Source organism: Arthrobacter sp. FW306-06-A (assembly GCF_021870055.1).
GTDB lineage: Bacteria > Actinomycetota > Actinomycetes > Actinomycetales > Micrococcaceae > Arthrobacter.
In genome coordinates this window covers 2,507,922-2,534,170 of the sequence record NZ_CP084552.1, presented here as the reverse complement: position 1 = coordinate 2,534,170, position 26,249 = coordinate 2,507,922, and the positions used below count along the sequence as shown (strand labels likewise).

The 26,249-nt window shown below is 65.6% G+C and carries 30 protein-coding genes; 12 read left to right on the top strand and 18 right to left on the bottom strand.

The window, feature by feature from the left end; translation table 11 throughout:
• Nucleotides 1-32 precede the first annotated feature (32 nt).
• Nucleotides 33-1,556, bottom strand: a complete 1,524-nt coding sequence (locus tag LFT49_RS11680) for an HNH endonuclease signature motif containing protein (protein ID WP_237428290.1) — start codon at nt 1,554-1,556, stop codon at nt 33-35.
• A 128-nt stretch (nt 1,557-1,684) separates the two neighbouring features.
• Here LFT49_RS11680 and LFT49_RS11675 point away from each other — a divergent pair, with 128 nt between their 5' ends.
• Together LFT49_RS11675 and LFT49_RS11670 are read left to right on the top strand one after the other, a co-directional pair.
• On the top strand, nt 1,685-2,731 hold the full coding sequence (locus LFT49_RS11675) for an MsnO8 family LLM class oxidoreductase (protein WP_237428289.1): 1,047 nt from the start codon (nt 1,685-1,687) through the stop codon (nt 2,729-2,731).
• A gap of 306 nt (nt 2,732-3,037) precedes the next feature.
• On the top strand, nt 3,038-3,766 hold the full coding sequence (locus LFT49_RS11670; protein ID WP_237428288.1) for a PspA/IM30 family protein: 729 nt from the start codon (nt 3,038-3,040) through the stop codon (nt 3,764-3,766).
• A 31-nt stretch (nt 3,767-3,797) separates the two neighbouring features.
• On the opposite strand, the gene LFT49_RS11665 is transcribed toward LFT49_RS11670, so the two are convergent.
• A complete protein-coding gene (locus LFT49_RS11665) occupies nt 3,798-4,832 on the bottom strand; it encodes an AAA family ATPase (protein ID WP_236798552.1) in 1,035 nt (344 codons plus the stop codon).
• Between the two features lie 99 nt (nt 4,833-4,931).
• Here LFT49_RS11665 and LFT49_RS11660 point away from each other — a divergent pair, with 99 nt between their 5' ends.
• Entirely contained in the window at nt 4,932-5,474 is a 543-nt protein-coding gene (locus tag LFT49_RS11660; protein WP_237428287.1) for a hypothetical protein, read from the top strand.
• A 50-nt stretch (nt 5,475-5,524) separates the two neighbouring features.
• Here the strand turns inward: LFT49_RS11660 and LFT49_RS11655 are convergent, their stop codons facing one another.
• A complete protein-coding gene (locus tag LFT49_RS11655; protein ID WP_237428286.1) occupies nt 5,525-6,079 on the bottom strand; it encodes a DUF3090 domain-containing protein in 555 nt (184 codons plus the stop codon).
• Nucleotides 6,080-6,097: 18 nt separating this feature from the next.
• Between LFT49_RS11655 and LFT49_RS11650 the strand changes: the two genes are divergently transcribed.
• Together LFT49_RS11650 and LFT49_RS11645 are read left to right on the top strand one after the other, a co-directional pair.
• Complete coding sequence (locus LFT49_RS11650) at nt 6,098-6,481, top strand: hypothetical protein (RefSeq protein ID WP_237428285.1); 384 nt, start codon at nt 6,098-6,100, stop codon at nt 6,479-6,481.
• 51 nt (nt 6,482-6,532) lie between these two features.
• Nucleotides 6,533-7,069, top strand: a complete 537-nt coding sequence (locus LFT49_RS11645) for a GNAT family N-acetyltransferase (RefSeq protein ID WP_236798549.1) — start codon at nt 6,533-6,535, stop codon at nt 7,067-7,069.
• A gap of 134 nt (nt 7,070-7,203) precedes the next feature.
• On the opposite strand, the gene LFT49_RS11640 is transcribed toward LFT49_RS11645, so the two are convergent.
• On the bottom strand, nt 7,204-7,704 hold the full coding sequence (locus tag LFT49_RS11640; RefSeq protein ID WP_237428284.1) for a DUF2087 domain-containing protein: 501 nt from the start codon (nt 7,702-7,704) through the stop codon (nt 7,204-7,206).
• Between the two features lie 255 nt (nt 7,705-7,959).
• Here LFT49_RS11640 and LFT49_RS11635 point away from each other — a divergent pair, with 255 nt between their 5' ends.
• On the top strand, nt 7,960-8,781 hold the full coding sequence (locus tag LFT49_RS11635) for a nuclease-related domain-containing protein (RefSeq protein WP_237428283.1): 822 nt from the start codon (nt 7,960-7,962) through the stop codon (nt 8,779-8,781).
• A 57-nt stretch (nt 8,782-8,838) separates the two neighbouring features.
• On the top strand, nt 8,839-9,447 hold the full coding sequence (locus tag LFT49_RS11630; RefSeq protein WP_237428282.1) for a hypothetical protein: 609 nt from the start codon (nt 8,839-8,841) through the stop codon (nt 9,445-9,447).
• Between the two features lie 14 nt (nt 9,448-9,461).
• Here the strand turns inward: LFT49_RS11630 and LFT49_RS11625 are convergent, their stop codons facing one another.
• From LFT49_RS11625 to LFT49_RS11600, 6 genes are all read right to left on the bottom strand, one after another.
• Nucleotides 9,462-10,409, bottom strand: coding sequence for an alpha/beta fold hydrolase (locus LFT49_RS11625; RefSeq protein WP_237428281.1), 948 nt, complete (start codon nt 10,407-10,409; stop codon nt 9,462-9,464).
• Between the two features lie 28 nt (nt 10,410-10,437).
• Nucleotides 10,438-11,469 (bottom strand): alpha/beta hydrolase, encoded by a 1,032-nt coding sequence (locus tag LFT49_RS11620; RefSeq protein WP_237428280.1) that lies wholly within the window; start codon nt 11,467-11,469, stop codon nt 10,438-10,440.
• Nucleotides 11,470-11,505: 36 nt separating this feature from the next.
• A complete protein-coding gene (locus LFT49_RS11615; protein ID WP_237428279.1) occupies nt 11,506-12,369 on the bottom strand; it encodes an HNH endonuclease in 864 nt (287 codons plus the stop codon).
• A 52-nt stretch (nt 12,370-12,421) separates the two neighbouring features.
• Complete coding sequence (locus LFT49_RS11610) at nt 12,422-12,616, bottom strand: hypothetical protein (protein ID WP_236798541.1); 195 nt, start codon at nt 12,614-12,616, stop codon at nt 12,422-12,424.
• Nucleotides 12,613-13,155, bottom strand: coding sequence for a hypothetical protein (locus LFT49_RS11605; RefSeq protein WP_236798540.1), 543 nt, complete (start codon nt 13,153-13,155; stop codon nt 12,613-12,615). The genes LFT49_RS11610 and LFT49_RS11605 overlap by 4 nt, the downstream gene beginning before the upstream one ends.
• A gap of 113 nt (nt 13,156-13,268) precedes the next feature.
• A complete protein-coding gene (locus LFT49_RS11600) occupies nt 13,269-14,120 on the bottom strand; it encodes a universal stress protein (RefSeq protein WP_237428278.1) in 852 nt (283 codons plus the stop codon).
• 101 nt (nt 14,121-14,221) lie between these two features.
• Between LFT49_RS11600 and LFT49_RS11595 the strand changes: the two genes are divergently transcribed.
• The gene (locus tag LFT49_RS11595) at nt 14,222-15,679 is read left to right on the top strand and encodes a DUF5129 domain-containing protein (RefSeq protein ID WP_237428277.1); all 1,458 of its coding nucleotides are present in this window, start codon (nt 14,222-14,224) and stop codon (nt 15,677-15,679) included.
• A 150-nt stretch (nt 15,680-15,829) separates the two neighbouring features.
• Here LFT49_RS11595 and LFT49_RS11590 read toward each other — a convergent pair whose 3' ends face one another.
• Both LFT49_RS11590 and LFT49_RS11585 read right to left on the bottom strand, forming a co-directional pair.
• Nucleotides 15,830-16,102, bottom strand: coding sequence for a YegP family protein (locus LFT49_RS11590; protein ID WP_237428276.1), 273 nt, complete (start codon nt 16,100-16,102; stop codon nt 15,830-15,832).
• Nucleotides 16,103-16,284: 182 nt separating this feature from the next.
• The gene (locus tag LFT49_RS11585) at nt 16,285-16,992 is read right to left on the bottom strand and encodes a DUF4386 family protein (RefSeq protein WP_237428275.1); all 708 of its coding nucleotides are present in this window, start codon (nt 16,990-16,992) and stop codon (nt 16,285-16,287) included.
• A 159-nt stretch (nt 16,993-17,151) separates the two neighbouring features.
• Here LFT49_RS11585 and LFT49_RS11580 point away from each other — a divergent pair, with 159 nt between their 5' ends.
• Complete coding sequence (locus tag LFT49_RS11580) at nt 17,152-17,511, top strand: hypothetical protein (protein WP_237428274.1); 360 nt, start codon at nt 17,152-17,154, stop codon at nt 17,509-17,511.
• Nucleotides 17,512-17,611: 100 nt separating this feature from the next.
• Here the strand turns inward: LFT49_RS11580 and LFT49_RS11575 are convergent, their stop codons facing one another.
• The 6 genes from LFT49_RS11575 to LFT49_RS11550 form a co-directional block, all read right to left on the bottom strand.
• Nucleotides 17,612-18,001, bottom strand: a complete 390-nt coding sequence (locus LFT49_RS11575) for a DUF7793 family protein (protein WP_237428273.1) — start codon at nt 17,999-18,001, stop codon at nt 17,612-17,614.
• Nucleotides 18,002-18,157: 156 nt separating this feature from the next.
• Nucleotides 18,158-18,862: a DUF998 domain-containing protein gene (locus LFT49_RS11570; RefSeq protein ID WP_237428272.1), complete on the bottom strand. Its 705-nt coding sequence runs from the start codon at nt 18,860-18,862 to the stop codon at nt 18,158-18,160.
• A gap of 127 nt (nt 18,863-18,989) precedes the next feature.
• Nucleotides 18,990-19,304 carry a hypothetical protein gene (locus tag LFT49_RS11565; RefSeq protein WP_237428271.1) on the bottom strand — a complete coding sequence of 105 codons (315 nt, stop codon included), beginning with the start codon at nt 19,302-19,304 and terminating at the stop codon, nt 18,990-18,992.
• Nucleotides 19,305-19,313: 9 nt separating this feature from the next.
• Nucleotides 19,314-19,985 (bottom strand): hypothetical protein, encoded by a 672-nt coding sequence (locus LFT49_RS11560; protein WP_237428270.1) that lies wholly within the window; start codon nt 19,983-19,985, stop codon nt 19,314-19,316.
• Between the two features lie 90 nt (nt 19,986-20,075).
• Complete coding sequence (locus LFT49_RS11555) at nt 20,076-20,546, bottom strand: GyrI-like domain-containing protein (protein WP_236798530.1); 471 nt, start codon at nt 20,544-20,546, stop codon at nt 20,076-20,078.
• 55 nt (nt 20,547-20,601) lie between these two features.
• Nucleotides 20,602-20,970, bottom strand: a complete 369-nt coding sequence (locus LFT49_RS11550) for a DUF5655 domain-containing protein (protein WP_236798529.1) — start codon at nt 20,968-20,970, stop codon at nt 20,602-20,604.
• A gap of 240 nt (nt 20,971-21,210) precedes the next feature.
• Here LFT49_RS11550 and LFT49_RS11545 point away from each other — a divergent pair, with 240 nt between their 5' ends.
• The 3 genes from LFT49_RS11545 to LFT49_RS11535 are packed head-to-tail and all read left to right on the top strand — an operon-like array spanning nt 21,211 to nt 26,232.
• Nucleotides 21,211-23,166, top strand: a complete 1,956-nt coding sequence (locus LFT49_RS11545; RefSeq protein WP_237428269.1) for a heavy metal translocating P-type ATPase — start codon at nt 21,211-21,213, stop codon at nt 23,164-23,166.
• Nucleotides 23,167-23,212: 46 nt separating this feature from the next.
• The gene (locus tag LFT49_RS11540; protein ID WP_236798527.1) at nt 23,213-23,674 is read left to right on the top strand and encodes a universal stress protein; all 462 of its coding nucleotides are present in this window, start codon (nt 23,213-23,215) and stop codon (nt 23,672-23,674) included.
• The gene (locus tag LFT49_RS11535) at nt 23,671-26,232 is read left to right on the top strand and encodes a cation-translocating P-type ATPase (RefSeq protein WP_237428268.1); all 2,562 of its coding nucleotides are present in this window, start codon (nt 23,671-23,673) and stop codon (nt 26,230-26,232) included. The genes LFT49_RS11540 and LFT49_RS11535 overlap by 4 nt, the downstream gene beginning before the upstream one ends.
• The last annotated feature ends 17 nt before the right edge of the window (nt 26,233-26,249 follow it).

Sequence of the window (26,249 nt, the reverse complement as noted above, 5' to 3'; positions counted from 1 at the left end):
GCGGAGTCCCCCTCGGAGGCATCCCCGGCAGCTTATTTGGCATCGAGGTAGGCGCGGAGAAACTCTTCTCCAGCCGAAGGCGGTATCTGAAGGTAGTCCACGGTCCCACCCAGAGCGGCGGGCATAGGCGTGCAGGGCCGTTGTGGTTGCCACTGACCGGCTATTGGCGCGAACGAAGACGGCCATTGTGGCGGTTCCCAGTCCTGGTGTTCGCTTTTGTACTTCCGCCCTGAAGGTGAAACCCAGCCGGGCGGCTCATTTTTCGTTGCCGGCGTCGGTGTCCAACCGCTGGCGTGTTTGAGTCTGTGGTGCCGGGGACAAGGTTGTCCCAGGTTGGCGATCCCGGTGGTTCCGCCGTGGTGCCAGGCCAGGAGGTGGTCGGCTTCGTTGTCCAAGGAGTGGTTGCTGCATCCGGGAAATGGGCATTTGCCGTCGCGCATCCGTAGCCAGTTCCGCATAGCCTTTGTGAGCCGGTAGCTGGTGCGCCCGATTTCCAAAGGTGCCCCATCGCGAGGGTCCACGAGCACGCGATGGAACGAATCCGCTCCATTGGCCACCAGATTGCGTGCCATGGAGGCGGGTATGGGTCCGAACCCGTCCAGCATCGCTGGCTCCTCCGTCAGTCCGAGCAGGGAGAACACAGGTACGGTGACCAGGACCTCGGCCCGGGGCGTGGGGATATCGGCTGGACCGTCGGCTGCTGCGCTGCTGCCGGTACTGCCGCTGCTGCAGCGGGTGCAGCCGACTTCGCTGCGGAGGGCTGCCGTTGCGAGAATGTCTACCCGCAACTGGGTGAGCGTTCGGTCCTCGAGGGGTCCCTGGAGGCCCCGCGCGATCGCGGTGATGCGGTTCCAGATCGCGGCTGCTTGGTCCGCTGGCAGGTAGGCGGACACCCGGGCCATCCCGTCCTGTTCGGGGGTGTATTCCAGGCATCTGTCCTGCGCACCCTTCGCATGGCGTTTTTCGATGCTGTCAGGGTGGTGCCGTTCGCGCCACGTCCGGGCCTTCCGCCGGAACCTAAAGGCCGGCATCTCGCCGACCGGGCAGCCGCGGACAGGGTTGAGCGCGCCGACATCGAGGAATTGGGCTTCAAGTGCACCCGCTGCGTCGCGGTCAAGGGTGGCGGTCTCATCGACGATCACCTTGGCGTGTTGCCACGAAACTGTTCCCTCCTGAAGTGCCGCCAGGGTAAGGGGTAGGAACGTAGTCAAAGCGTGGGATTGCTCAAGCAGCGTGCCTGCGGCCCGATCGCCGATGGCCAGTACGCAACCCACCTCAGCGGCTATGGCCATCTCCTGGGCCTGGACCGGCATGTCCAAGGGGGCCGCCGATCGCGCCGATTCCGCATACGTAGCCGTTGCCTCGGCCTTCAAGGCCGCGACGCGAGCCTCAACCCGTGCGCTTAAGGCAAGGACGTCCAGGCATCCGTCAGCGACAGAAGCCAGGGGGTCAGTGTCCGACGCCGGCCCAAAATGTAGCCCAGCCACTGCAGCGCGGATGATGGCAATGGCGTCGTCCATCGCCCCAAACGCCTTTTCCACTGCTTCGCTTGCCATGTACTCATTATTGAGGGAGGGTCCGACATTCACGCGGGCATGTCTTAAGGACGTGCAACTACATCCGGCGGACCCTGACTCCGTAGCCGGGAGAGGAATTCTTCCTCGCCCGGAGTGGTTCCAGCAGTATGAGCCTTCCCCTTCCGCGGATTTCCATTCTCGACCGTGCCAACGCCCGGGAGGGGTTTCCTGCTGCCGACGCCCTGAACCGGGTGCTGGAACGGGCCCAGCGGGCCGAGGAATGGGGTTACCACCGCTTCTGGGTCGCAGAGCACCATGCGGTGCCGGGCATTGCCGGTTCCGTACCCGCCGTGCTGATGGCCGCCGTTGCTGCCAGGACGCACTCCATCCGGGTCGGTTCTGGAGGCATCATGCTTCCCAACCACCAGCCACTCGTGGTGGCCGAGCAGACGGCCACGCTGGAGGCTCTTCATCCCGCGCGAATTGACTTGGGCGTTGGCCGGTCTGTCGGTTTCACCCCGGCAGTCCGGGATGCGCTTCGTGCCGGGAAACAGGAGGCTGAGCGGTTTGAAGACCAGGTGGCCGAACTGCTTGCCTACCTGTCCGGAACCGCATCCATCACAGCCCGGCCGCGGAACGACTCGGCTACACCGGTATTCGTGCTGGCCACGGGTTCGGGAATCGAAATTGCAGCCCGTGCCGGCCTGGCTGTCGTGCTGGGCGGGCCAGCCGTGTTCCGGACAGACCAGAGCGGCAGACTCCCGGCGCTGGACAGGTATCGCTCACAGTTCCGTCCATCACGCTGGTTCCAGCGGCCCTACATCATGGCTTCCGCGAACGTAGCGGCGGCCGCGACTCACCAAGCGGCAAGGGAGCTGCTTTTGCCCGAAGCCATCGCGCTGGCCCGTTCCAGGACCACCGGTGAATTCGCTGCCCTGGCGCCCGTGGGTCCGACCGAGTGGGCGGGGCTGACTGTCCGGGAAAAGGAAGCGGTCGAAAGAAGCCTGTCCACATCGCTCTACGGCACGGCCTCCGAGGTACGGACCCAAGTCCAGCACCTGCTAGCGACCTCCGGAGCTGACGAGTTACTCGTCACAGGCGGAGCCTTCGACGTCGCGGCACAGGCGGAATCGGATCGGATCCTGGCCGGGCTCTTTCCCCAAGAAGAGCTCCCCAGCATGGACGACCGTCGGGGATTCGTAGCATCCCGTTGACGCGCACGCCACGCTGAGCGGAACCATCGCCGCGTGCGGGGGCAGTCTGGGTGACCCGGGTTTAAGGGCCGGCGGCGGTTTGGGGGGCTGCATCCGGTCTCGGGATGCTGCGGCCGCCGGCCCTGTCCCCATGTGTAGAACCTGCCCCAGCGACAGGATCTTGCCTTCAAAGATAGGACCCGTTCCTAAACGGCAGCCCACGATGGGCACAAGGTTTGCTCAAGAGTGGCCAGGTCACTACCGCTGGGTCCCAGATTGCTGGCCGTCGGATAGGATGCCAATTCCACCAACGATAGAAAGACCGCAGTGAAGCAGAGTATTTTCTCCCGTGTCGCCCAGCTCGCCAAGGCCAACCTGAACGCCCTTCTCGATTCCGCCGAAGACCCGCAGAAGATGCTGGACCAGATGGTCCGCGACTACTCGGAAAACATCCGCGAAGCCGAGTCCGCAGTCGCCCAGACGATCGGCAACCTCCGCATGGCCGAAGACGACTACAAGCGGGCAGTGGACGACGCCAACACGTGGGGCAACAAGGCCATCGCAGCCTCCCGGAAGGCCGATGAGTTCCGCGCCGCGGGGAACAGTGTTGACGCGGACAAGTTCGATGCCCTCGCCAAGGTCGCCATCGGCCGGCAGCTGACTGCCGAATCCACCGCGAAGGCCCAGGCACCTGCTCTGGCCGCGCAGAACCAGGTGGTCGACCAGCTGAAGAACGGCCTGGACATGATGAGGGGCAAGCTCGGGGAGCTGACCGCTAAGCGCAACGAGCTGGCCAACCGCGCCCGGGTCGCGGCCACCCAGTCTCAGGTGAACGAGGCGCTCAAGGCCCTGGACGGCGGCGACCCAACTTCGGCGATCGGCCGTTACGAGGACAAGGTCCGGCGCCAGGAAGCCACCGTCCGCGGCCAGCAGGAACTCGCCGCCTCATCACTGGACGCCCAGTTCGCCTCCCTGGAAGACCTCGGCGAGCAGACCGAAGTGGAGGCACGGCTTGCGGCGCTGAAGTCCATGGACCGGAAAGCCATCGACTACTAGGACGTGGTCTAGGGCGGCGCGGCAAATTCCGTCAGACCAGCCAGCGCCACCAGCGTGGCTGCTCCGGCTCCGGTATCGGTTCGGGTTCCGGTTCTTCGCCCAGGGCCAGTGCGGCCTCAACGATGTCGTCCGCGGTGAGCGTCATGACTGCCTCACGATCGAGTGCGTCGAGACTTTGTTCCTCGTCAAGCGACAGCCGCAGCGCCTGGCGGTTCAGCGCCTGCTCGAACAGCGTGCGGGCGAACCGCGCATTGCCGGAGTCCTCACCCGCGTGGAGCCCGGCGAGGATGCGGCGCAGCATCTGGTCCGCACCCGGCTCCAGCCTGTACTCGTGCTGGGCCAGCATCTGACGGAAGATCGTCTGGAGTGCGTCGACGGAGTAGTCGGGGAATGTGATCTCGCGGGCGAACCGGGAGCGCAGCCCCGGGTTCGAAAGCAGGAAGGATTCCATCAGCCGCGGGTATCCGGCCACGATCACCACCAGGCGATGCCGGTGGTCCTCCATCCGCTTCAGCAGGACCTCGATCGCCTCGGGGCCGAAGTCCATCCGGCCGTCCTCCGGAGCCAAGGCGTAGGCCTCGTCGATGAACAGGACGCCGTCCAGGGCACGGCGGATGACCCGGTCCGTCTTGATGGCGGTCTGTCCGACGTACTGCCCCACCAGTCCGGAACGGTCCACCTCCACCAGATGGCCTTTCTGCAGCAGCCCTACCGCGCGGTACATCTCCGCCAGAAGCCGCGCCACAGTGGTCTTGCCCGTGCCTGGGTTTCCCAGGAACACCAGGTGCTGTGATGTGGCCACCTCCGGCAGGCCGTGGGCCTTGCGGCGGGCCTGGACCTGGAGCAGTGCGACGAGTGCCCGCACCTGTTCTTTGACCGTCTCCAGCCCGACCAGCGCGTCGAGCTCGGCCTGCACCTCGGACAGCGGCCGGGCCGGCCCGGGCCTGGGACCAACGAGATCGCCAACGAGGTCGTCGACGCGCTCCGAACCGGGCAGCTTGAGCTGATCGGCCAGGTGGCCGATGGTTTCGCGCAGCTCGTCGAGCGGTTTCCGACTGGCAGCCATGCCTCCACTGTAGTACCCGATTCCGGCCACGAACGTTTTCGTCCTGCTCCCAAACGACGGGCCGTAGCGGGGGAAAGGGTCCGGCCCTAGGATGGCGCCATGAGGAAGTGGGGCGAAATGCATCCCGCGCTCCGTGCAGTTTTGGTGGGCGTTGTGGCCTGCGCCGCCATCCTGGCGGCTGGTCTCATCCTTGGGGGCACTCTCGAAGACGCGGTCGCCAATGCCGTCTTCTATGCGCTGATGATCGGCGGCGGCGTGTTCTTTATGACGACGCGGTTCCCGACGGACGCGGCCAAGCCGGATGAGCCCGGCAAATTTGTCATCTTCCTGCGCTTCCCCGACTCATCGCCGGGTTCGCTCAGCAGCACATGGCAGATGGGCGTCGCCAGCCCAGGCCCGGGACGGATCGATTTCCAGCCGACCGTCCACGACGAACTCATAGCCAGTGGCCGCAGCAAGGCTCTTACGGGACTTAGGGCCACGGAGTTCCCACCGCGGAAGGCCAACCGCCAGGATGCCAAGCAGGAAGTGCCGTTGGACTTTCACGTCCTCAGCCTGAACTCGGACGCTGGCGTTATTGACATCGCAGCCAGCCCGGCCACTCTCCAGAATCTTCAGCGCGTCGTATTGGCGCCCTCGTAGGCGATGACGGCGTTCAAGGCGCTGCGCCGGCTATCGGCCGGTGCGCCCCATCAGTTTTCGGGAGGGGAGCAGACGTGACCCTCGGCGTCCATGGGGAACCCGCAGAGCGGGCATAGTGGACGCCCGGCGCCCACCACCTCACGCGTGCGCTTGGTGAATGCGCGAGCGGTGCCCACCGGCATTCTCACCAACACCATTTCGGGTACCTCAGCGTCGTCCTGGTCAAAAGATTCGTCATCACCAGCACCATCGACATCGCTGATGGGGTAAGCCTCTATGACCACCTGCGCCGTCGTTGGGTCCCACCCCAGGCTCATGGCGCCGGTTCGGAATTGCTCTTCAACGACCTCAAGCGGGTCGTTATCGACCAACTCGATAGGAGTACCCGTGGGGACGCTGAAGGGATTGCCCTCAAGGGTGTTGAGCTGGTCGAGAATTTCGTCTATCTTCTCTGCGAGCAGAGCTGCCTGCTGCTTTTCCAGACCGATGGTTACGATTTGCCTGCCTGTCCGTACTTGCAGGTAGAACGTACGCGCCCCCGGAACACCGACGGTGCCGATAACGACCCGGTCAGGCCAGGAAAACTCGTGAACAAGTGTAGGCATGGCAGTAGTCTAGGCGACATGAGCTTCGTCGGCCGGTGGGCCGGAACCATCGCATGGGCGCTGCTGGTCCTCGGTTCGATAGCCCTGATCGTCATCGGGCTGTCGAGGAGTATGTTCTTTATCTGGGCTCCGGAACCAGCGCTCGTCAAAACGGCGAGTATCGCCAGCCTCTACATTCACGCAGGGTGCGTATTGTCCGTGACCGCCGCTGTGTTGTCACATGTTCGGGGTAACCCTGTATGGGTCACGATTTGCGTGGGCCTGCCAGGGATCCTGGTGGGGTGGGCCGCATGGACGAACCCCTTCAGCTTGCTACGCCACTTGGCCGCCGCCGTGACCGTCCCACTTGCCTTGGGCGGCGTCGCCGAGGTCCTGTGGGCACGCGGGTACCGACAGAGGTAACTCTGTAGCGCGCGGGCCCGACGGATCCGTCCTGCTGGGTAGTGTGAATAGATGCACTTCTCTTCGGAACTCCTTGAAGGCGTTGTCCTCCGGCCAGTCCAGAAGCTGGACGCCAGGGCGCTGGCTGAGGCGTTTCAGAAGAACCGCGCCCATCTTGCGCCGTGGGAACCGATTCGGCCCGACAAGTTCTACACAGTCCAGGGACAACAAGAGGTGATCATCAGGCAGCGACGGGAACTTTCTGCGGGCACCGGCCTTCCAATGGTGTTGGTGCGTAAAGATGAGGTCGTCGGCCTGCTGACCCTGAGTTCGATCGTGCGGGGTGCCTTCCAAAACGCACATCTGGGTTACTGGGTGGACCAAGCTTTGCAGGGTTCCGGGATCATGACGGCGGCGGTGGCAGCCGCTGTCAACATCGCCAAACATGACCTCGCGCTGCACCGTCTTGAGGCCGCGACCCTGGTGCACAATACGGCATCACAGCGGGTGCTGGAGAAAAATGGATTCGAGTCCTACGGCACCGCGCGAGCCTATTTGCGGATAGCCGGGTTATGGCAGGACCACCGCATGTTCCAGCGGATTCTCTAGACGACAGGAGTAGGAGGGAAGGCTCATTGGGCGGCTGAGTGCGGAATCGCGGCAGTCATGAGTTCGACGGGGATGCTGACGGCCCGTCAAAACTACTGCACACCATCTCAGGGCATGGGATGGGCAGGGGCCGGTTAGTCCGCTAAGGAGTAGGAAGAGCCCGAAGGGGTGCGCTGCAGGACGCCGAAGTCGACCATGTAGCGGCGCAGCAGCACCACGTCATCGGTATAACTGAGCAGCCGCTCATTGACCTGCCTTTCAGCGAGCTTTTCGCCGGGTGCGATGGCCTCGGTGGCGATCCTCGCCAACAGCGCCCTCCGTTCTGCCAGGTTCGCCGGATATCTCTCTATTCGGCCCAGTCGCATGAACCTGTCCAGCCCGGTCTGTTGCTGCCGGCGGGGTTGCTGGGCCAGCAGGTCCCGGAAGATGGTCTCCTCCGCCACCAGCTCACCGGATGCCCGCCGCTGGACGAGCCCAGACTCCAGCAGCGCGGCGATGGCCCGGTGGCGCCGCTGCTCCTTCACGTCAGGCAGGATATCGTTGGGGGCCGCCCCCAGTACTATCTGGGCATAGGCGGTCCTGGTATCACTGTTGCCCAGCGCCGCCAGCACGCGACGCCAGTGGGGTCCGTTCATTTTCGATCCTCGGGCCACGCCATTCTCCTCCTGTGCCGTCGAGCTGTGCCGTCGAGCCACACCATTGCCTCGAGGCGTGTTGGCGATCGTAGCCCGCGGGCCGCAGTTCCCGGAAGCTGGCTGCACGCTAAGACAAACCGCAGCGTTGCCCAAGTATTCGGGAAAGATGCTGCCAGGAAACCCAATAACCGGTCCGGACACGCACTGCAGCCCCTACGCTCATCATGCACGCATCACAAAGTGGGGGAGAAAACCGTGAGCAGTCATTCAGCACCGCCACACTTGGGGGCCCGTGTACCCGGCCAGGCCGTCATCGAGGAGTTGCTGGCATTGCAGGGCAGGGTGCCGCCGCGCTCTACGCTTCAGCGGATCCTCGGAGTGAGCCCCCTCAGTGCGGAAAGCTCACCCTGGTACCGAGGTGCCCTCGGTGAGCTGGTGGTTGGAGAGATTCTGGAAAATCTGGGACCCGAATGGCTGGTTCTCCACGCCGTCCCGGTCGGGGCAGGTTCTTCCGACATAGACCACGTGCTGATCGGCCCCGCCGGCGTCTTCACCATCAACACGAAGAACCATTCCGGCCAGTCGGTCTGGGTGGCAGGCAGGACCCTCATGGTTGCCGGCAGGAAGACCCGGCACCTCTACAATGCGGCCCACGAAGCTGCCCGCGCCTCAAAGCTGCTGACTGCCGCGGCGGGCCTTCCTGTTAAGGTGACTGCCGTCGTCGTTATAGTCGAGCCCAAGACGCTGACTATAAAGGCGCGCCCCGAGCAGGCGGTGGTGGTCACCGACGCCCAATTGGCGGGCTGGCTGCGCAGGTCCAGCCCCGTGCTCGCCTGGGCGGAACTGGCCCGTATCTCCGGCGTCGCCGTCCAGCCTGGCACTTGGCACAAGCGTCCGGCAGCACAAAATGACCCGCAGCTGCTTCAACAAAACTTCGACGCGCTCAGGCACCTTGTTGTCCAGGCACGACGGCGGCGCGCGGCATGGGCGCTTGGCGTACCGGCGGTGATCCTCCTGGCGTTGGTGAACGGGGCCTCCCTTGGCGCGGCTATCCTGCACCGGTTGGCCGGGCACTAAGAGGCACCGGGACATTTGGCACTGTTCCGGGTCCGGGTAGCGCTCCACACTGAGGGGATGCGACTCCCGACGCGCTTCCTCCCTGTGCTGGGGACCGCGGCCGTGGCGGGCGCCTACATCCGCTGGTTTCGTCCCTGGCAACTCACTTGGGGCGCCACGCCTGAAGAGGTCTCGCGGGCGATGCCCGGCGACGAACTGGTGCCCAAACCGACGTTCAACGCCACGAGGGCCATCACCATCGGCGCAGCGCCGGAACGGATATGGCCATGGCTGGTCCAAGCGGGGCTTGGCCGCGGCGGTTGGTACAGCTACGACATCCTGGACAACCTGGGGCGCCCGAGTGCACGGCGCATCATCCCGGAGCTGCAGGACCTTACCGTAGGTGACATTGTTCCCATGAGCCCCGACGGCAAACACGGCATCCCGGTCCAGAGGATGGACCCGCCACTTTCCATGGTCTGGGGCACGCCGGGGGATAACAGCTGGACCTGGCAGCTTGAGCCCATGAGCGACGGTTCAACCCGGCTTGTCAGCCGTATCCGCGCCCGCTACCGCTGGTTTTCACCCGCAATTTTGTTCTCCGCACTCGTTGAATTCGGCGACATCTGGATGATGCGGAAGATGCTGCTCAACCTCCGCCAGCGCGCCGAAGCCGCATCGAGGTGAGGTATGGACCCTCGCTACGCCTCCTCAGCTTTCGCATAGAGCGCGAGCAGGTCGCGGCTGAACTCGTGCGGGGACGTTTCGCAGGGGCTGTGCCCGCCCCGGTAGACGCCGATCCGGGCACGGATTGCCTGCGCGAACAGCCGGTGCAGCTGGAGCGGCCACAGGTCATGCTCGCCGACGGCCACGAACTTCGGAAGCGGAGCTTCGGCCAACTGCGGGCGTAGGTCCGGTACATGCTGCATCAGCGTGTAGATATCGCGGATGGAGGAGCGGCGCGTGAAACGGAAGCGGTAGTTTACGAACCGCTGCCTTCCGGGCGGTACTTGGGCCACCCTGCCGCTGCGGATTCCCCAAATGAGCAGCGCGGCGCCTGCCCTGCCGTTGACCCACGTGCTGAACCGGCCGATGCGGCTCACCCCCCGGAAACTCGGGCCCGGTTCCGGCGGGCACCCAAGGAAGGTGATGGACCGGAAGAGGTCCGGCCGCTCAACATAGGCGAGCTGGGCGATGATGCCCGCGAAGGAATAGGCCACAACGTGCACAGGGGTTGCCGTAGATTCCATAACCGCCAGGAAGTCGTCCACGAACAACCGGTAGTCGTAGTGCTTCCGGGGCGGCACCAGGTTCTCCGGCCCTGCGCCCGCCGACTGGTACTGGCCGGAAAGATCGTACGTCAGGGCGTAGTACCCCGCGCCGGCCAGGTCCGGCAGCATGAGGGAAAAGTCCTCTTTGGATCCGGTGGCGCCGGGCACCAGGACGACGCACGGATCCTCCGGATTGCCCAAGGCCATGGCCGCGAGCTTGCCGCTGGGGACGTCCAGCGTAAAGTGCACCGAGCCAGGCGGCGGCACCGACCAGTCGACGTCCCCCAGCTCCGCATCCAGCAGGGCAGCCGCATCCACGCGGGCAGAGCCAAATTCCTCGGGGTCAACCCCGTGCTCTCGTTGGCCCGGCTCCGACATGGTCCCAAGATAACCCAGCCGGCGGGGCCTAGTCAGCGGCAGAGGGTGGACCCGCCACGTTGCCCACGAAGGCATGGAGCCGCCGGTACACTTCCTGGGATTCCGGGTAGCGGTAATCCTGTTGCCAGGTATGTTCGGTGTTGGCGCTGGCCCAGGGGTAGATGAGGGCATCCACGGGAACGCCATGGTCCTGCAGTCGCTCGATGAAATTGAGGTTGGACCGGTAAAAGAAGTCGCGCTCGGAGGTGGTGACGAAGACCGGCGGGTGGCTCCCGTCCAGCCATTCGATAGGGGACAGGTACCCGGCTGCAGACTTCAGTCGTGCTGGTGTCAGGGGAGCCGTGGCCGGCAGCAGCATGCGAACGAAGTTCAGGCTGAGGACAAAGCCGCTTTCAAAAAACACCGAGAAATCAACGGCGCTGCAGTGCTGGACAAGCCCTTTCACATGCCCCGCCGGAACGGCCGGCAGCAGCGAGTAGTGCGTGGCCAGCTCAGGGCGCAGGCTGATGGCGGTGAGCAGGGCCGAAATCTGTCCGCCCGCGGAGTCCCCGCCCAGGATCAGGCGCGCAGGGTCCCCGCCGTACTCCTTGATGTTGGCCACAACCCACGCAAGGGCGGCGTTCGCGTCCTCGAGCACGTGCCCCATGTGGAACCGCGGCGCGTGCCGGTAGTTGACGTTGACCACCACCATCCCGCCCAAGGCCTGGTTGGCGCAGTACTTGGTCAATGCTGACTTGTCGCCGGACGTCCATCCTCCGCCGTGGAAATAGACGTAGACCGGCAGGCCCCTGCCATCTGCCACCGCACCTTGAGCCGACGCCTGTGCCACCGACAAGGGTGTCACTACATCCAGGCGGTGGGCGCGCAGGCCATCGCCCACATAGTCGAGGTCGTGGACATAGGCCACCTCGGTGACGGGATCCGTGTTGAACCGGATCCGCTCCCGCGAGCTGACCGAACGCATCAGCAGCCGCCACGTCCACACAGGTACCCGGCGCAACGCGTTCCGGGCCCGGCGGGCCAGCGGGAACGCGCCACCGGAATGGGCAGCCACCGTCATTCCTCCATTTTACGAGCCGATGGCCCGGGCCTACCCCTACCCGCCGTCCATGATCCGCCGCGCATCCTCCTGGGCCTTCAGGGCCAGGGCTGTCACCACCTCACCCCTCATCACCGGGCTGGAGGCGGAGCCCATGTTCCGGAGTTCGGACACCGTGCGCGGCGGGTTCACGCTGTGGGCCACCACATGGCAGTTGGGGCACAGCGGAATGAGGTCGGCTATGGGGTCCAGCTGGTATCCGCTGTCCAGCATGTCCGGCGGCACCACATGGTGCACGGCGAGCGCCTCTGGGGCGTTGCCGCCGTAGGCGGACTCGAAAGAGAACCCGCAGGCGGCGCACGATGTGCCGTGAAACGCAAGGCAGACGCGCCGCGCGTCAGGGTCCCGTTCGTAGCGGCTTACCTGGACAGTGCTGACGGCGTCGGGCTGCAAGCTGCCCCCGACCACCTCGGCGCAGCCCGCCGTCGTGGGCCCGCAAGCACGCCACAGCCGGCGCAGGGGAGGCTCGTACGACGGCGGCAAGGCCACCAGGGAGGGTCCGCCCGCCTTGGGCCAGTGGTCACGGGGGAGCGCGTCGCCAAGGATGCCGGGCCGTATCTGCTCACCCAGTGCGAGCAGCGCATCGAAGGCGACGGCGACGAACCATTCGCCCGTTCCGGCCAGCTGGTACGGTTCCGACGCGACCACTCCGTGACCGATCAGGCCGCTGCCGGCTTCATTGCTGCCGCACAGCAGGAGCCAGGCTTCGGTGCCCGGGCTGAGGCCAGGGCCGGCGTCCGGGTGCTGCTCCAGGCACCACCGCTCCACCGCCCTGCCGGATTCCGCGACGTGCTCGACGACGGCACGGTAGTCCCAGCGCAGAAGCTTGTTTGTGTCGCACCCGAGAATTACCGCAGCCACTGCGCACCCAACTCCACCACGCGCCGTCGAACGTCAAACACCGGGGCGGGAATTAGATCGGTTCCTTGGCCAATGCCTTGGTCTTGGCGGGCGTTTCGCGGCCCAGGCGTTGATCGAGCGTGACGCGGAGCCGCGCCGCCGCAACCTGGACACGGTGCTCGGCGGCCGAACCGGTTTTCTTGGCGGGCTTGGCTGCGGTGTTCCGGGGAGTGTGGACGAAACGATGTTCAGGCGATGTTGCGCTCACGGTCCAACCTCCTTGGTACTGTCGTCATCCGTCGTTCCATTCTCGCCTAAGTTGCCGCCGTCGTCCACGAAGGCCAGCTCCTGCCCCGGCCCGGCGTCCACCTGGCCATCGTCCCCGTTCTCCTCGCCGTTCTCGTCCCCGGACACGCTCTTCCAGGCGATATCGAACAACTCGAGTTCCTCGGTCCGGGCCAACTCGCTCCTGGCCAGGACCTCCAGGGTCGCCAGCCCCAGTGCCTTGGTCCCTTCATCCGGGTCCAGTGCCCGGTCCAATGCCCACTGGGTGCGGCGCCACCATTCCGCCCTGCTGTCCGCCTCGGTCTTCTGCTGAAGGGCGTTGGCATCGGCTTCGCGCTTTTGATCCAGCGCTGTCTTGTCCGCGGCAGTGCGCTGTTTCAGGGTGCGCCAGTTGATGTAGAAGGCCAGCAGGGCGGCGATGAGGACAGCCAGGGGCCCCAACCCCGCAAGGATGACCCACCAGTCAGCCGGACCGGAGTGGACGACGACATCCAGCGGATCGGGGGAGGGAACTGGGGTCACCGGACCAGCTTAGGCGCCAGGTTCCGGCGGCAGCGGGACGACACTCCACCTGCATTCCCCGTCATCAGCAGATGGGCGGCTGCTTCAACTGCGCTGCTTCAACTGCCGCTGTTTTAACTTCCCCGGCGTGAGATGAGGACCGGGCCCTGGGCGTGGTGCAGGACAGCATGGGCGGTGGAGCCCATGGTTTCCCTGAGGATGCCCTGGCCCTGGGAGCCCACCACCACTATCCGGGCTTCTGCGGAGGCCTGGAGGATGGCATGCGGGACCGAGCTGTCCGTAAGGATCTTTCCGTCAATGCGGATAGCGGGTGCCGCGGCACGTGCATGGGCCAACGCGGACGACAGGATTGTCCGGGCGTCACTGTCGGAGTCCTGAGTGTCCGATCGCCGGCGGCCCGGGGGCTGGTGCTGGACATGGACTACCTCGAGTGGGGCCCGCCATGCCGTCGCCAGGGCACAGGCATCCTCCAGCGCTGTGGGGGAACCTGAAGCGTCGACGGCGGCGACGACCGGCCCGTCCGGGTGGAGGTCCTGCCGGATCACGGCGACCGGGCAGGCAGCGGTGGCTGCCAGCTCCAGGCTCACGGAACCCACAAGCAGGCCCAGGAATCCGCCCAGGCCGCGGCTGCCGACAACCAGAAGTTCTTCTCCCCTGGAAACATGGGCCAGAAGCTGCGCAGGGAGTCCGTGGAGCAACGTGCTCCTGACCTGAAGGCCTGGAACCTCTGCTGCCGCCTGTGCCACGCCCTCTTCCAGGACGGCCTGGGCTGACTGTTCCAGGCCACTGCCTGACACGCCCGGAACCGGACCCAGGTGCCTGGTGAGCAGCGGCCATAGTGAACAATGCACCACGTGGAGCCGGCGGTTCACCGCCCGGGCGTGCCTGGCTGCCCAACGGACAGCGGCCGCGGCCTCATCCGATCCGTCGTAGCCGACCACCACGGCTCTGGGTTCCTGCGTCATGTGACTCCGCTCCCATCAGACCTAGCCTCACCAGCGGGACCTTCGGCCCTTTGGCGGCCCTGCACGTTGGCCCATCCTGATTCTAAATATTGGGGAGGGATATGGGCAGCGTGGTCAGCCGGATTGCCGCGATGATGCTTGTCCTGGCTGCCCTGCTCCTGGGGTTCGCTGTCCCAGGCAGCGCAGTGGCACCCGTGGCTGTCATTGTGGAGGACACCGCAGGGGTGCTTGACCAGAACACGCTGCTGCCCGCCGTCGAACGCATCCAGTTCTACGAGCCCACCCGCGTTGCCGTCTTCACCTACAACGGAAAAGCGGAGGACAACCTCAACGAAGAAGTGCTGAAGTTTGCCCGGTCCAGGCATCCCGAATGGATCAGTGCCGACGGCCAGAAATGGGCCGACGGGCTGTTCATTTTCGCGCTGGACCCTGTGGGCCGCCACGTGGGGACCTACATGGGCGAGGACCGGAAGGTGTCGCTGGAACAGCGCAGCGACATCCAGGACGCGTCGAAGGAACTGTTCCGGGACGCCCAATGGACCGAAGGAACGGTGGCAGGCATTCGACGTGGCGCCGAGCTGATCAACCAGCCGTGGTACAGGTCCGCCGCGTTCACGATCACGGCGTGGGTCACCGGCGGCATTGCGGTGCTCGGTGCCGCCGCATGGCTGATCGTCCGGGCCGTGACCAGAAGCACCTGCCGGAAACACATCGAACGCGGGGACCGCAGCTACTCCAACGTCAGTATGGACCTGGACGTGACGGAACTGAATGCCGGGACCATCCCGGAATCGTCCCGCTATGGGAGCCAGGTCCTGGAGAAACACCGCACCTTCCTGAGCCGGTACGCCGCCGTCACAGAGCTGTCCAACCAGGTGCACGCAATGGGCAGGCGATCCTTGAGTAGCCGGAAGAACCTCAAGCTTGCCCGCCAGTTCGCGGACAGCGCCGCCGAGCTGGATGCGCTGGATGACGTCATCGCGGACAGCAACGCCCTGCTGAACCGCGCCGACACGTGGCCCACCGCCTGGGACCGGCAGCTTGCCCCGTTCCGCAGGGACTTGGCCGGACTCGAGCAGCTCCTGGCCAAGCGGCACGGACAGGGGGACTCCGCAACGGCCGCCGCGCTGCGGTCCTTCCGCGACGAAAGCCTGCGGGAGATCGAGCGGTGGACCGCAGAACTGGCAGACGGACGGATCTCGCCGGAGGAGGCCCTGGACCGGCTGTACAAAACACGTACCCGGCTCTCCGAGTTGCTGGAGAACCACGCGGAAACGGTGATCGAGGGCTTTGCCAGGAATGAGCGGGAGGCACGCCTGATGCGGGAGCAAATGGAAACCGCCCACGAAGGCCTGGACCACCACAAACAGCGGACTTATGAACCAAGCATCCTGGGGACGGTCTACCCGTCGTACCAGTTTTTCTCCGTCGCCACCTTCAACTCCGGATTCAACACAGGGGTCAGCAGCGTCAATTCGGCCAGGGGCGGCGGCAGCACCACCGGTTACGGCAGCAGCGGCGGAAGCTTTTCCGGCTCCGGCAGTTCGTCCGGCTTCTAGATTCCCCTGGCGGTAGTGGACGCCCGCTCGGCTTTGGCGCCGCGTGGCCGGCAGCAGACGCACAGGAGTGGGGCCCATCGTCAGCGATGGGCCCCACCGGTCTTCCTGGTCAAAGGGCCGTCCGCCCTGAGGCCTTGGACGGCGCTTATCTTATGCTGCCCCGACAGAGTTGAGCCGGCGGGTCCCGCGGCGTACCGCATATCGCGGATGCGGTACCGAAGCATGGAGAACGACTGGCGGAGGCGGCGCCACATCCCGGATCAGGCCGGTGCCTGCGCATTCACGTACCTCTTCGATGGCGGCGGCCGCCGCCTGCTTGTCGGTGAACTGTCCGGAAACCGCCAATACATGTCCATCGGGCATCACTAGCCGGAACCGAATCTGCGAATCATCATCGACAAACAGTTCGAACGTACCTGCCATAAGCCTGGTTCTCCTCCATCGTCCTGCCTCCGTTGGTGAGGCTACGTCCCGCGCCGGTATCCGGCGCAGTGAAATGCTGGTGCACAACCACGGCGTTGTGCACCGTTCGACCTGAACAACCATCCCAGAAGCCCGGTCCGGCTTTTAGGGACCAAGGTCCCGGATTGCAAAGGTGGGGGATGCTAGGCAGCCAGGCGCGAAAGGCGGATCAACACAATCCCTGTGGCAATGAACCACACCCAGAGCAGGATGCCGTAGCCCCAGTAGAAGTCCGGGACAGCCTGCCGAAGGACCTCACTGACCACTCCCAAAGCACCGGTGCCGATGCCGAACCACGCCAGGAGCTGTGGGAAGGGCGCCCTTGCCGTCAGCATCGCCAGTCCCATCAGGAGGATCCCGAAGGCGGAGAGGACGCCCACGATGGCAGGTGTGTTGTTCTCGGCGATGATTGCTTCAGCAGCGGTAGCGTAAGCGCGGCGTTCCTCGTCCCTCCCGGTGGCCATGTAGCGGTCGCTGAGGTAGACGAGGTTGAGGGAGCCCCTGCTGGTGACCGGGACGGCAAGCAGGAGCGCCCAAGGCAGGGCGCCAAAGATCAGCGCGATCAGGGGCAAACTCTTCCGGAAGGGCACAAGCGCCACGAAGAGTCCTGTGAAAACAAGCACCGGGAGGATGTTCGGCAGGATCCACAGGACCTGCTCGGCCACGTAGTTCGCCTTGTTCGCCGCAATGAACTCCAGGGTGGGGGCTCCGCCGTGCACCGGCGGAGGCGCCAGGAAGTCAAGCACCAGCGCGGCTACCAACAACAGGACGAACAGGATCGATGATGCCCCCGCCGTGAGATAGAGGAGCCCCCATTCCCGCTGGGCCCGGGGAGCGCCGTGCCGTTTCATCCCTGGAGCCTGCCATCCGTAGGGCGCGTCCGGTAGTGCCGATGGGCCCGGTAGACGGGTCTCCATTGCTGCCGCCGGTGACCAACGGCCCTGTTCCGCCATGCCAGTCCTTGGCAAACTGCCTTTTTGAATACCGATTACGTTCGCCGGGAGTGAGACATGTCCGTAAATGAGCCGCACACAGGCAACGGCACGGAGGAGCATCTGCGGATAGAACTGGAGGACGCGGCATCGGTGAAATGGTGGGTGCGAATCCTCTCCACCCTTGGCTCTCAATACGGACGTACCCAGCTTCGGTTCGTTGGCAGGACGGAGGACGGCCGCAGGCTTTATGTCAGTGACACGTTCCCCGGGCCGCCCCTGAACGCCACCCCTCCCGCAGAAGCCTGGGCTCCAGGCCTGGAGGCGAGCCTCAGCCAGTTGCGCGGGGAAATTGCCCGCGACGGTTGGTCGGAGACCGGCCAGGGGGCGCAGCCGTGGGAGTTAACCTACGTCCGCCGCAAGGGCTTGTTATCTTGACTCTTCTCCCATGGAGGAATTGTGTGTCCCGGCGGCGCAGGTGCGCCGGACCAGGCGTCCAGGGCGCGAAGACCAGATCCCGGCATGGATAAGTTGGGGGTTACCGGGTGCCGCCGAGCAACGTTCCAGCCTCGTCCGAAGGCTTCAGCAGCCAGTCCCGCGCCTTGTCAGCGGACGTGAAGTACCGTATCGGGAACCCGGCAGAGATCAGGGACAGGCGGAACATGGCGATGACGCGGTCAACGGGTGAGGTTCCCAGAAGTGCCATGCGCGAGATGCTGGATGCGTCGGGGAAGAGTTTCCGGGCGGCCGCGGAGTGGGTGACGCCCTGAATTTCGACCAGCATTGGCAGCCTGGCGCCCCGCGCCAGGGTGGAGATGGCTTCCAGGGCGGCCTTGGCGACGTCGATGCCGATGTAGACTCCCGGATTCCAGCGCAAGTGCAGGACCCCATCGGACAGCTCCACCGTGCCCTTGCCTTTGATGTCCACCGCGCTCCTCCCTCCCTTGTCCTGACCCGAATCCAGCCTTGACGGTAGCCGAACCGAACGGCACCTGCACCAGGACACTCCCGAACGTCGTCGGGCCGGAGACCTTTCATCTGCTCATATAGCCTAGGTGCAGCGCTCGCGGGGGGGTAACAGGAATCAGTGCTTCCCGCGTCGAGCGCGACTGTCGCCCAACCCTGTTTTACGCTGTGTCGCAGGGCGGATGAGCAGCAGCGCGAGCACCACGACCCACGCAAGGGTCGTCATGATGTTGACGCGCTTCCAGAGCCCCGCCCACGGCGTCGGCAGGTTGGCTTGGAAAGCCGGGGCATCCCCGGCGGTGAGTACGCCGAAACCGATGAGAAGCAGGATTGTGGCTGTGGTGTACAGACGGAACCACAGGTCCAACGCAACGGCTGCGGAGATCATTGCCGCCATCATCAGCGCACTGGTCACCGACACGATGATCAAATGCGCTGTGTCGGCCGCAGTGGCGCCGCCGGCGGCCAGTACTTCGCGGGTGTGCATCGAGGCGAACGGGTAGGCCAGTCCGGCCAGCACGTAGGCGGCCAGGAGGATGGCGGACACGCGAAGCGACTGGCGTCGGCTTCCGGACTGCCAGACGCCGGCTGCGAACGCAGCCATCAGGGCGCTCCACAGCAACCCCAGCCATACCCAGAGGATCCTGGTGGGGACATCCCATGCCGAGAGCTCGCTGACCGTCTGTGAGATGGGGTCGTACCCGGGATACCGGATCAGCCAGATCATGACTCCGTAAAGCACCGAGGCAGCAGGTCCGCACAACAGCAACGACCTCCGCCGGGTAGCGGTCGCGAGCAGGGAGTGCTGGACTGAACTGGACATGCCTACCTCCGGGCCTCGGCCTCGGTGTTAATGAAGCTTGTGAATTTCCTGCCTGAGCCGCTGCCGCCGGCACGCCTCTTTTTCGGTGCGTTTGATTTCATTGGTGGAGGCCCTGCCATGTGCCCTGCTACTGGTACTCAGCGACAGCGGAATACATGATCACGCCCGCCGCTACCGCCGCGGCAAGGGCGGCCGAGGTGGTGAGCCAAATCAGGACCGAGCGTTCCTTGTAGTGAATGATGCTGACGAGCCCGAGTGCTGCTGCTGCAGCTGCAGGTCCCGCGAAGGCCTGCCCAAGGGCGTGCCACACCCAAGTGGCAGACGGGAAGCCCAGCATGGGCAGCAGAACGATCCATGCAAGGAGGGAGGCCAGCACGGTGATGGCAGCGAAGAGCAGGCTCCAGCGCCCGGCTGCCGACTTTGGTGTGATTGCGAGTGACATGTCTTCTGCTTACGGGTGCGGTGTGAACATGCTGATGAAGAAGGCGAGGTCAAAGACGGCCAGCTGCGCCGGGCCGGCGACCAGTGCGGTAGCTGCCAGCACCGAGCGGTCCCGGTAACTGATGATTCCGGCCAGCGCGAGGGCCGGACCAGCCCCTGCCACCGGTGTCAGGACGGCCCACGGGCTATATGAGAGAACCAGACCGACCACCAGGAAGGCCGCGGCCCACCACCCTGCCGGTGTCGTCGGCAGGAATCGGATCCTATCTCGGTCAGCCCGGAACGCCGCGAGGATGAACAGCACGGCCGCCACAGTGAGGGCATAGGACGCGCCGGAGATCAACACGTCCGGGGTCACGGGCAACTGCGTTCCCGGCGTGAAAAGTATCGAGGCAGCAGCCATGATCACGGCCGAGAGAATGAGAAAAGCCAGGGCCCAGTAGCCCAGCCGCGTGCGGACCACGCGGTGTTCCCGCACCTGCGCTGCGATCCCTGCAACAGCGCTGAGGAAGAAACCGCCGACGACGACGCATGCCCAGACAACCTGTCCCGTTGGGGGCTCCCCAAAGGGTATCGACGCCACGGTCAGGGCCACGATGAAAAGCACAACGGCCGTTCGCGAAAGCCAGATCACCGGCAGAGCGGCCCGGTGGGGAATTGTGGATTGGATCGGGATTGCCATCGAAGGCTCCAGTGGGTTTGTGTGCTTGCGGGGTCAGGAGTGGCGAAGCGGGACCTCAGCTCCGCGTTCCCGGGTTCTCAGCCCACAGCCTCAGGCGACCGGCCACACCACCCTGGTCTGCCACGTCGCAGGATCCGGTTGCTGTTCCGGATCGGTCAGGTAGTACTCCCACATTGTGTCCGAGGGGGCGGCACCATCGGCCTCCATCCGTTGCCGGATGGCATCGTAGGTGGTACCCAAGGTGTCATAAGGGCCGGTATGGACAGCTTCGAACGCGTCCGTATCGGGCAGTGTCCCGCTGGCCACTTCGCCTGTCCCCCGGAAGTTCCCGGCGATAGGGAACCCCGCTTCAACATCCACAGTTTCGCCCGGCATCCCGTGGTACAGCGCGAACGGCGGCCCCGCCGGCCTGGCTCCCTGCATCTGGACTGCCGCCATCACGGCGCCGAAAGCGCGGCCGAAGAAGCCTGTCAGCGCGTCCATGGGGACCCTTTCGCGCACCACGGCAACGGGTTGTTCGGGAACATGGATCTTTCGGGGCTGCTGGCCATCTTCAGTCATGGCATCAGCTTTGACCTGCCGGCAACAGCGCGACAGGGCCAGAGGACTCTAACTGTCAGCCCGCAGCGCCGTACGCTTCCTGCATCCACGTCCGGACCTCGGCATCGAGTTGGGTGCTGTCAGTGAGCTCCAGGTGGTGCATCCAGGTTTGGGCCGAAGGATGCACGATCTGCTTGAAGCGCGGTGAACCCAGGTCCCGCGGCAGGGCCAAAGACAGGACAAGCGGAACCGCGGATTTCACATAAAGACCGGGCCGCCAGAGGTACGCGAACCCGCGGCGCCGGCGAAAGGAAATCTGGCTCTTGCCCACCCTTATCCCAAAGGGTCCCAGGCCCGCCGCCATTCGCTCCACCGCTTCGTAGAGGCCAAGCGCGGTGGGCGCCCCGTCGAAGAACTGTTCCACCGTCCGTAACTGCACCGACATTGCCGCCCTATGGCTCACTGGTGCTGATCGTTACGGCTTGCATGTGGGCTCCGGTCTGCGTCGGCGGCAGGTCTTCCCCCAACGTTGCCGAGACGCCCGGAGCCGTGGACAGGGCCGAAGGTCACATCGGCGGTAACAGAAGGCGGGCTGGGGCCAAATGCCCTAGCCCGCCTGACGGCAGCAGGGTAGGTTCAGTTCCATGTGCGATGACCTTCACCGCCTCGTGCCGAAGGGTCCTGGATGAGGAAGCAGGCGTCCCCAACCATGGCAACCGGCCCTGGTCCGGGCAGCCTTGATGCCGGTGAACCTGCCGGCTCGCCCATGGAAAAGGCCCGGGTCTTTCTCAGGCGGTATCCCGTCGTCGCACTGACTTTGCTGGTGCTCCTGGCCACGCTGGTGCTGGTTCAGTTCGGCCTGGAACTGCAGGTCCGCATCCTGGCGTCGGCTTACGCGGCCGTTATCGTGGTGGCGCGCGCGGCCGGCATGGTCCGGTCGCTGCGTGAAGGCCGCTGGGGCATCGACCTTTTGGCGCTGATGGCCATTGCCAGCACCGTGGCGGTGGGCGAATACCTCGCGGCCCTGGTGGTGATCCTGATGCTCACCGGCGGGGAGGCGCTGGAGAATTTTGCCCAGGGCCGCGCAGCGCGGGAACTGCGGTCCCTGCTGGACCGGGCGCCCCGCTTTGCCCACCGTGAGGAATCCGGTGGAGCCCTGGTGGACACCCCGATCGGCGAGGTTGCGCCGGGGGACATCCTGGTGGTCCGCCCGTCCGAACTGGTACCCGTTGACGGTGAACTCCTGTCCGATTCAGCCAGCCTGGATGAGTCGTCGCTGACGGGCGAAAGCCTGCCGGTGGAACGCACCCGGGGGCAACAGCTGCTCAGCGGCGCCGTCAACGGCGTGGCGGCCATCCGGATGCGGGCAGCGGCCACCGCGGCAGACTCGCAGTACAGCCGCATCATCGCCCTGGTGGAGGAGGCTTCCAACAGCCGCGCTCCCGTAGTCCGGATGGCCGACCGCTACGCAGTGCCCTTCACCCTCCTGGCCCTGGCCATGGCGGGTACGGCATGGCTGCTGTCCGGCGAGCCGCTGCGCTTTGCCCAGGTCCTGGTGGTGGCCACGCCGTGCCCGCTGCTGATCGCGGCGCCGGTGGCCTTCCTGGCCGGTACCAGCCAGGCCGCCCACAAGGGCATCATCATCAAGAACACCAGGACCCTTGAACAGCTGGCGAAGGCGCAGTCAGCGGTCTTCGACAAAACCGGAACCCTCACGTCGGGGCGTCCCGTCCTCGATGAGATCAGGGTGTCGCCCGGTCACGGTGAAACGCTGGGCAGCAGGAAGATCCTGCAGCTTGCAGCCTCCGCGGAACAGTACTCCTCGCATGTGCTGGCAGCTTCGGTGATCGAAGCCGCAAAGGCGGCCGGCATTGGACTCCTGCCCGTGACGCAGGCGACTGAAAACGCCACGCACGGTGTGGAGGCCATCTGTGACGATCAACAGGTGGTGGTGGGAAAAGCGGGCCTGGTCCGCAGTTCATCCACCGGGTTCCGGGAGGCTGCAGTGCACAGCGGTCAGCTTGCCGTCCATGTGGCCGTCAACGGCGGGTACGCCGGTGCCTTGATCATGAAAGATCCATTGCGCGGCAACGCCGTGGTTACCCTGGCGCGCCTGCGCAGCCTCGGCGTGCAGAACACGATGCTCCTGACCGGTGACGCCAAGGCCACGGCCGCGCACATTGCCGAGGAAGCCGGGATTGACCGCGTCCAGGCGGAATGCCTGCCCGAGGACAAGGTCAACACTGTGGCCGCGTTGGCGGAACGGCCGGTCCTGATGGTGGGCGACGGCGTGAACGACGCTCCCGTCCTGGCCGCTGCGGATGTTGGCATCGCGATGGGGGCCAAGGGCGCCACGGCGGCGAGCGAATCCGCGGACGTGGTGATCATGCTCGATGACCTGTCCAAAGTGGCCCAGGCCGTGGCCATCGGAAAGCGCACGGTGGGTGTTGCCCTGGTGAGCATCTGGACGGGCATAGGACTCAGCATCGTCCTGATGGCCATTGCCATGACCGGATACATTCCCGCCGTCGCCGGCGCACTCCTCCAGGAACTGGTTGACCTGGCCACCATCCTGAACGGCCTTAGGGCACTGCACGGTGCCGATAGGAAATCCGGTCCACGGAGGCCGCCGGCGGCATGACTTTTGGCCCTTCCCAGCTCAACCCGCAGCCGGGATCGTGGTGACCATGAACGCAGAAACAGGAGCCAAGCCGGTCATCGTGGGTGTGGACGGGTCCGAATACTCCTCCGCAGCCCTCCGCTACGCGGGCACGCTGGCAGCCCGCCTGGGCACACGGCTCGAAGTCATCTCATGCATCGGGATGCCGGACTACCTGGTGATGTCACGCCTCGAGGGGGCCGACCGGCAGTTCACCGCCAGGTTGGAGGACGCTGCCGGGCGCCTGGTGGAGGATGCCCTTGGCCGGGCGTTTTCCGCTGAACGGCCGGAAAACATCGACGTGACCATCAAGTTCGGATCACCGGCGAAGGTGCTGGTGGACGAGAGCCGGCGGGCACAAATGCTGGTGGTTGGACGGCACGGCGAAGGCGGCCTGCTCAAGTCGTCCATGGGCTCCGTCAGCAAGGCCTGCGCTGCCCACTCCAACTGTCCCGTGCTCCTGGTTGGTCAGGAGGCGGACGCTGTGTGAGGACCGCGGAGGGCCTGACCTCTGAACAGGCCGCGCAGCTCCTGAAACAGGCGGGCCCCAACCAGCTTCCCGCGGAGAAACCCGTTCCGCAGTGGCGGAAGCTCTGGGGCGAAATGACTCACTTCTTCGCCCTCATGCTGTGGTGCGCCGCCGGGCTGGCTTTCATCGCGGACATGCCGCAGCTCGCCGTGGCGATCATCGTCGTCGTCATTGTCAACGGAGTCTTCGCGCACATTCAGCAGGAACGCGCCCAGCACGCCGCCGCCCGGCTGCGTGGCCTGCTGCCCGCCGACGTGGTGGTCCGGCGGGACGGGAAGGTGCGCAAGGTCCACGCCAGCGAGCTGGTGGTCGGCGACGTGGTGCTGCTCGCTGCCGGCGACCGCGTCCCCGCGGACTTGGTGCTGCTGTCGGCGTCTGCCTGCGCGGTGGATGAATCCATGTTGACGGGCGAAAGCGCCCCTGTGCCCAAAATCGCGGGTGACCCGGCTTGGGGCGGCACGTTCCTGGTCAACGGCTACGCGGAAGCAGCGGTTTCCGCGACAGGTGCTGGAACCAGGCTGGCCGGCATCGCTGCCCTGACCAGCGGGGCGGTTTCTCCGCCTACGCCGCTGTCCCAGGAACTGCGCCGGATCGTCCGCGTTACCGCCGGTATGGCGCTGGGGATCGCGGCGGTCTTCTTCCTGGCATCGCTGCTAGTGGGCTTCCAATGGCGGGACTCGTTCCTGTTTTCCATCGGCGTTGCCGTGGCGCTGGTCCCGGAAGGCCTCCTCCCCACCGTCACGCTGTCGCTGGCCATGGGGGCCCAGCGCATGGCTTCGCGCAGCGGGCTGGTCCGGAACCTTGAGGCAGTGGAAACCCTGGGTTCCACCACTTTTATCTGCACCGACAAAACCGGGACCCTGACGCAGAACCGGATGAACGCCGTCGAAGTCTTCACAGCGGCTGGTCCCGTCCACGTGACGGGCCAGGGATACGCTCCCGACGGCGACGTGCAGGGAAGCGGGGTGGAAGAGGCAGCCGCGGCGGCGCTGGCAGCGCGTACCGCTTCCCAGGGCCGCGCCGAGTTCCACGACGGGCAGTGGCGGGCGCAGGGCGACCCCATGGAAGCGGCCATGGACGTCCTGGCCCGCAGGCTCACAGGCACCGAGGCCGGCGCTGCCCCGTGGCGCCGGTTGCCGTTTGATCCCGTGCGGCGGCGCGAATCCGCCCTCCTGGGAACCGATCTGTTCTGCAAAGGTGCCCCCGAAACCGTGCTGCCGGTCTGTGAAGCCGTGCCCGGCCCAGTCAAGGAACAGGTGGAGGTGATGGCCGCACGCGGGCTGCGCGTCATCGCGGTTGCGAGGCGTCGGCTCGGCGGAGCGCCTGCTGCGTGGCAGTCCACTCCAGCCTTGGAACTCGAAACGGGCATGGAATTCCTGGGCCTGATCGGACTGCAGGACCCGCCCCGGGAGGATGTGGGGGACGTGATCCGCGCGGCCCGGCAGGCAGGGTTGAGGATTGCCATGATCACCGGCGACCACCCCGCCACGGCGGCAGCGATTGCCCGCCAGATCGGCCTTACCGGGAGCCCCGAACTTGTGCTGGAAGGCGCGGACCTGCCGGAGGACGACCAGATATTGGGCGCACTCCTGGACCGCGACGGAGTGGTGGTCAGCAGGGTATCACCGGAGCAAAAGCTCCGTGTGGCCAAGGCGCTGCAGGCCCGCGGGCATGTGGTGGCGATGACCGGCGACGGCGTTAACGACGGCCCTGCTCTCCGTGAAGCGGACATCGGTGTGGCTATGGGCCTCAGTGGAACAGACGTGGCACGTGAGGCCTCGGATCTGGTCCTCCTTGACGACCATTTCGGCACCATCGTGGCCGCCATCGAACAGGGCAGGGCCACCTACGCCAACGTCCACCGGTTCCTCACCTACCACCTCACAGACAACGTGGCGGAACTGACCCCCTTTGTCATCTGGGCACTGTCCGGCGGGCAGTTCCCGCTGGCCCTGGGGGTCCTGCAAATTCTCGCCCTGGACATCGGAACCGATTTGCTTCCGGCCCTGGCCCTTGGCGCAGAACCGCCCGGCAGGCGCATTCTGGCCCGGCCGCCCGAACGACGGCACCTGATGGACCGGCAGTTGATTATCCGGGTCTTCTGCATCCTGGGTCCCGTGGAGGCTGCAATGGAAATGGCAGTGTTCTCCGCTGTCCTGGCCGGCGGCGGATGGAGCCGGGGCCAGGTTCCCGGGGCAGGGCTGCTGATGGCGGCCTCCGGTGCCGCTTTCATGGCCGTCGTGCTGGGCCAGCTGGCCAACGCCTTTGCCTGCAGGAGCGCCACGTTGCCGCCCTGGAAGCTGGGCTGGGCGACCAACAGGCTTCTGGTATGGGCCGTCCTGGCTGAACTGGCCATCCTTGCCGTCTGCCTGTACGTGCCCTACCTCGCCACGCTGCTGGGCCAGGCACCGCCAACACCGGCGGGTTTCCTGCTGGCGCTCCTTGCGGCACCTGCTGTCCTCCTGGCGGACTGGATCCACAAAACGGCGCGCGGGCGGCTGCGGCGGAGCAGGACCTAAGACTCTGCATGCCCCGG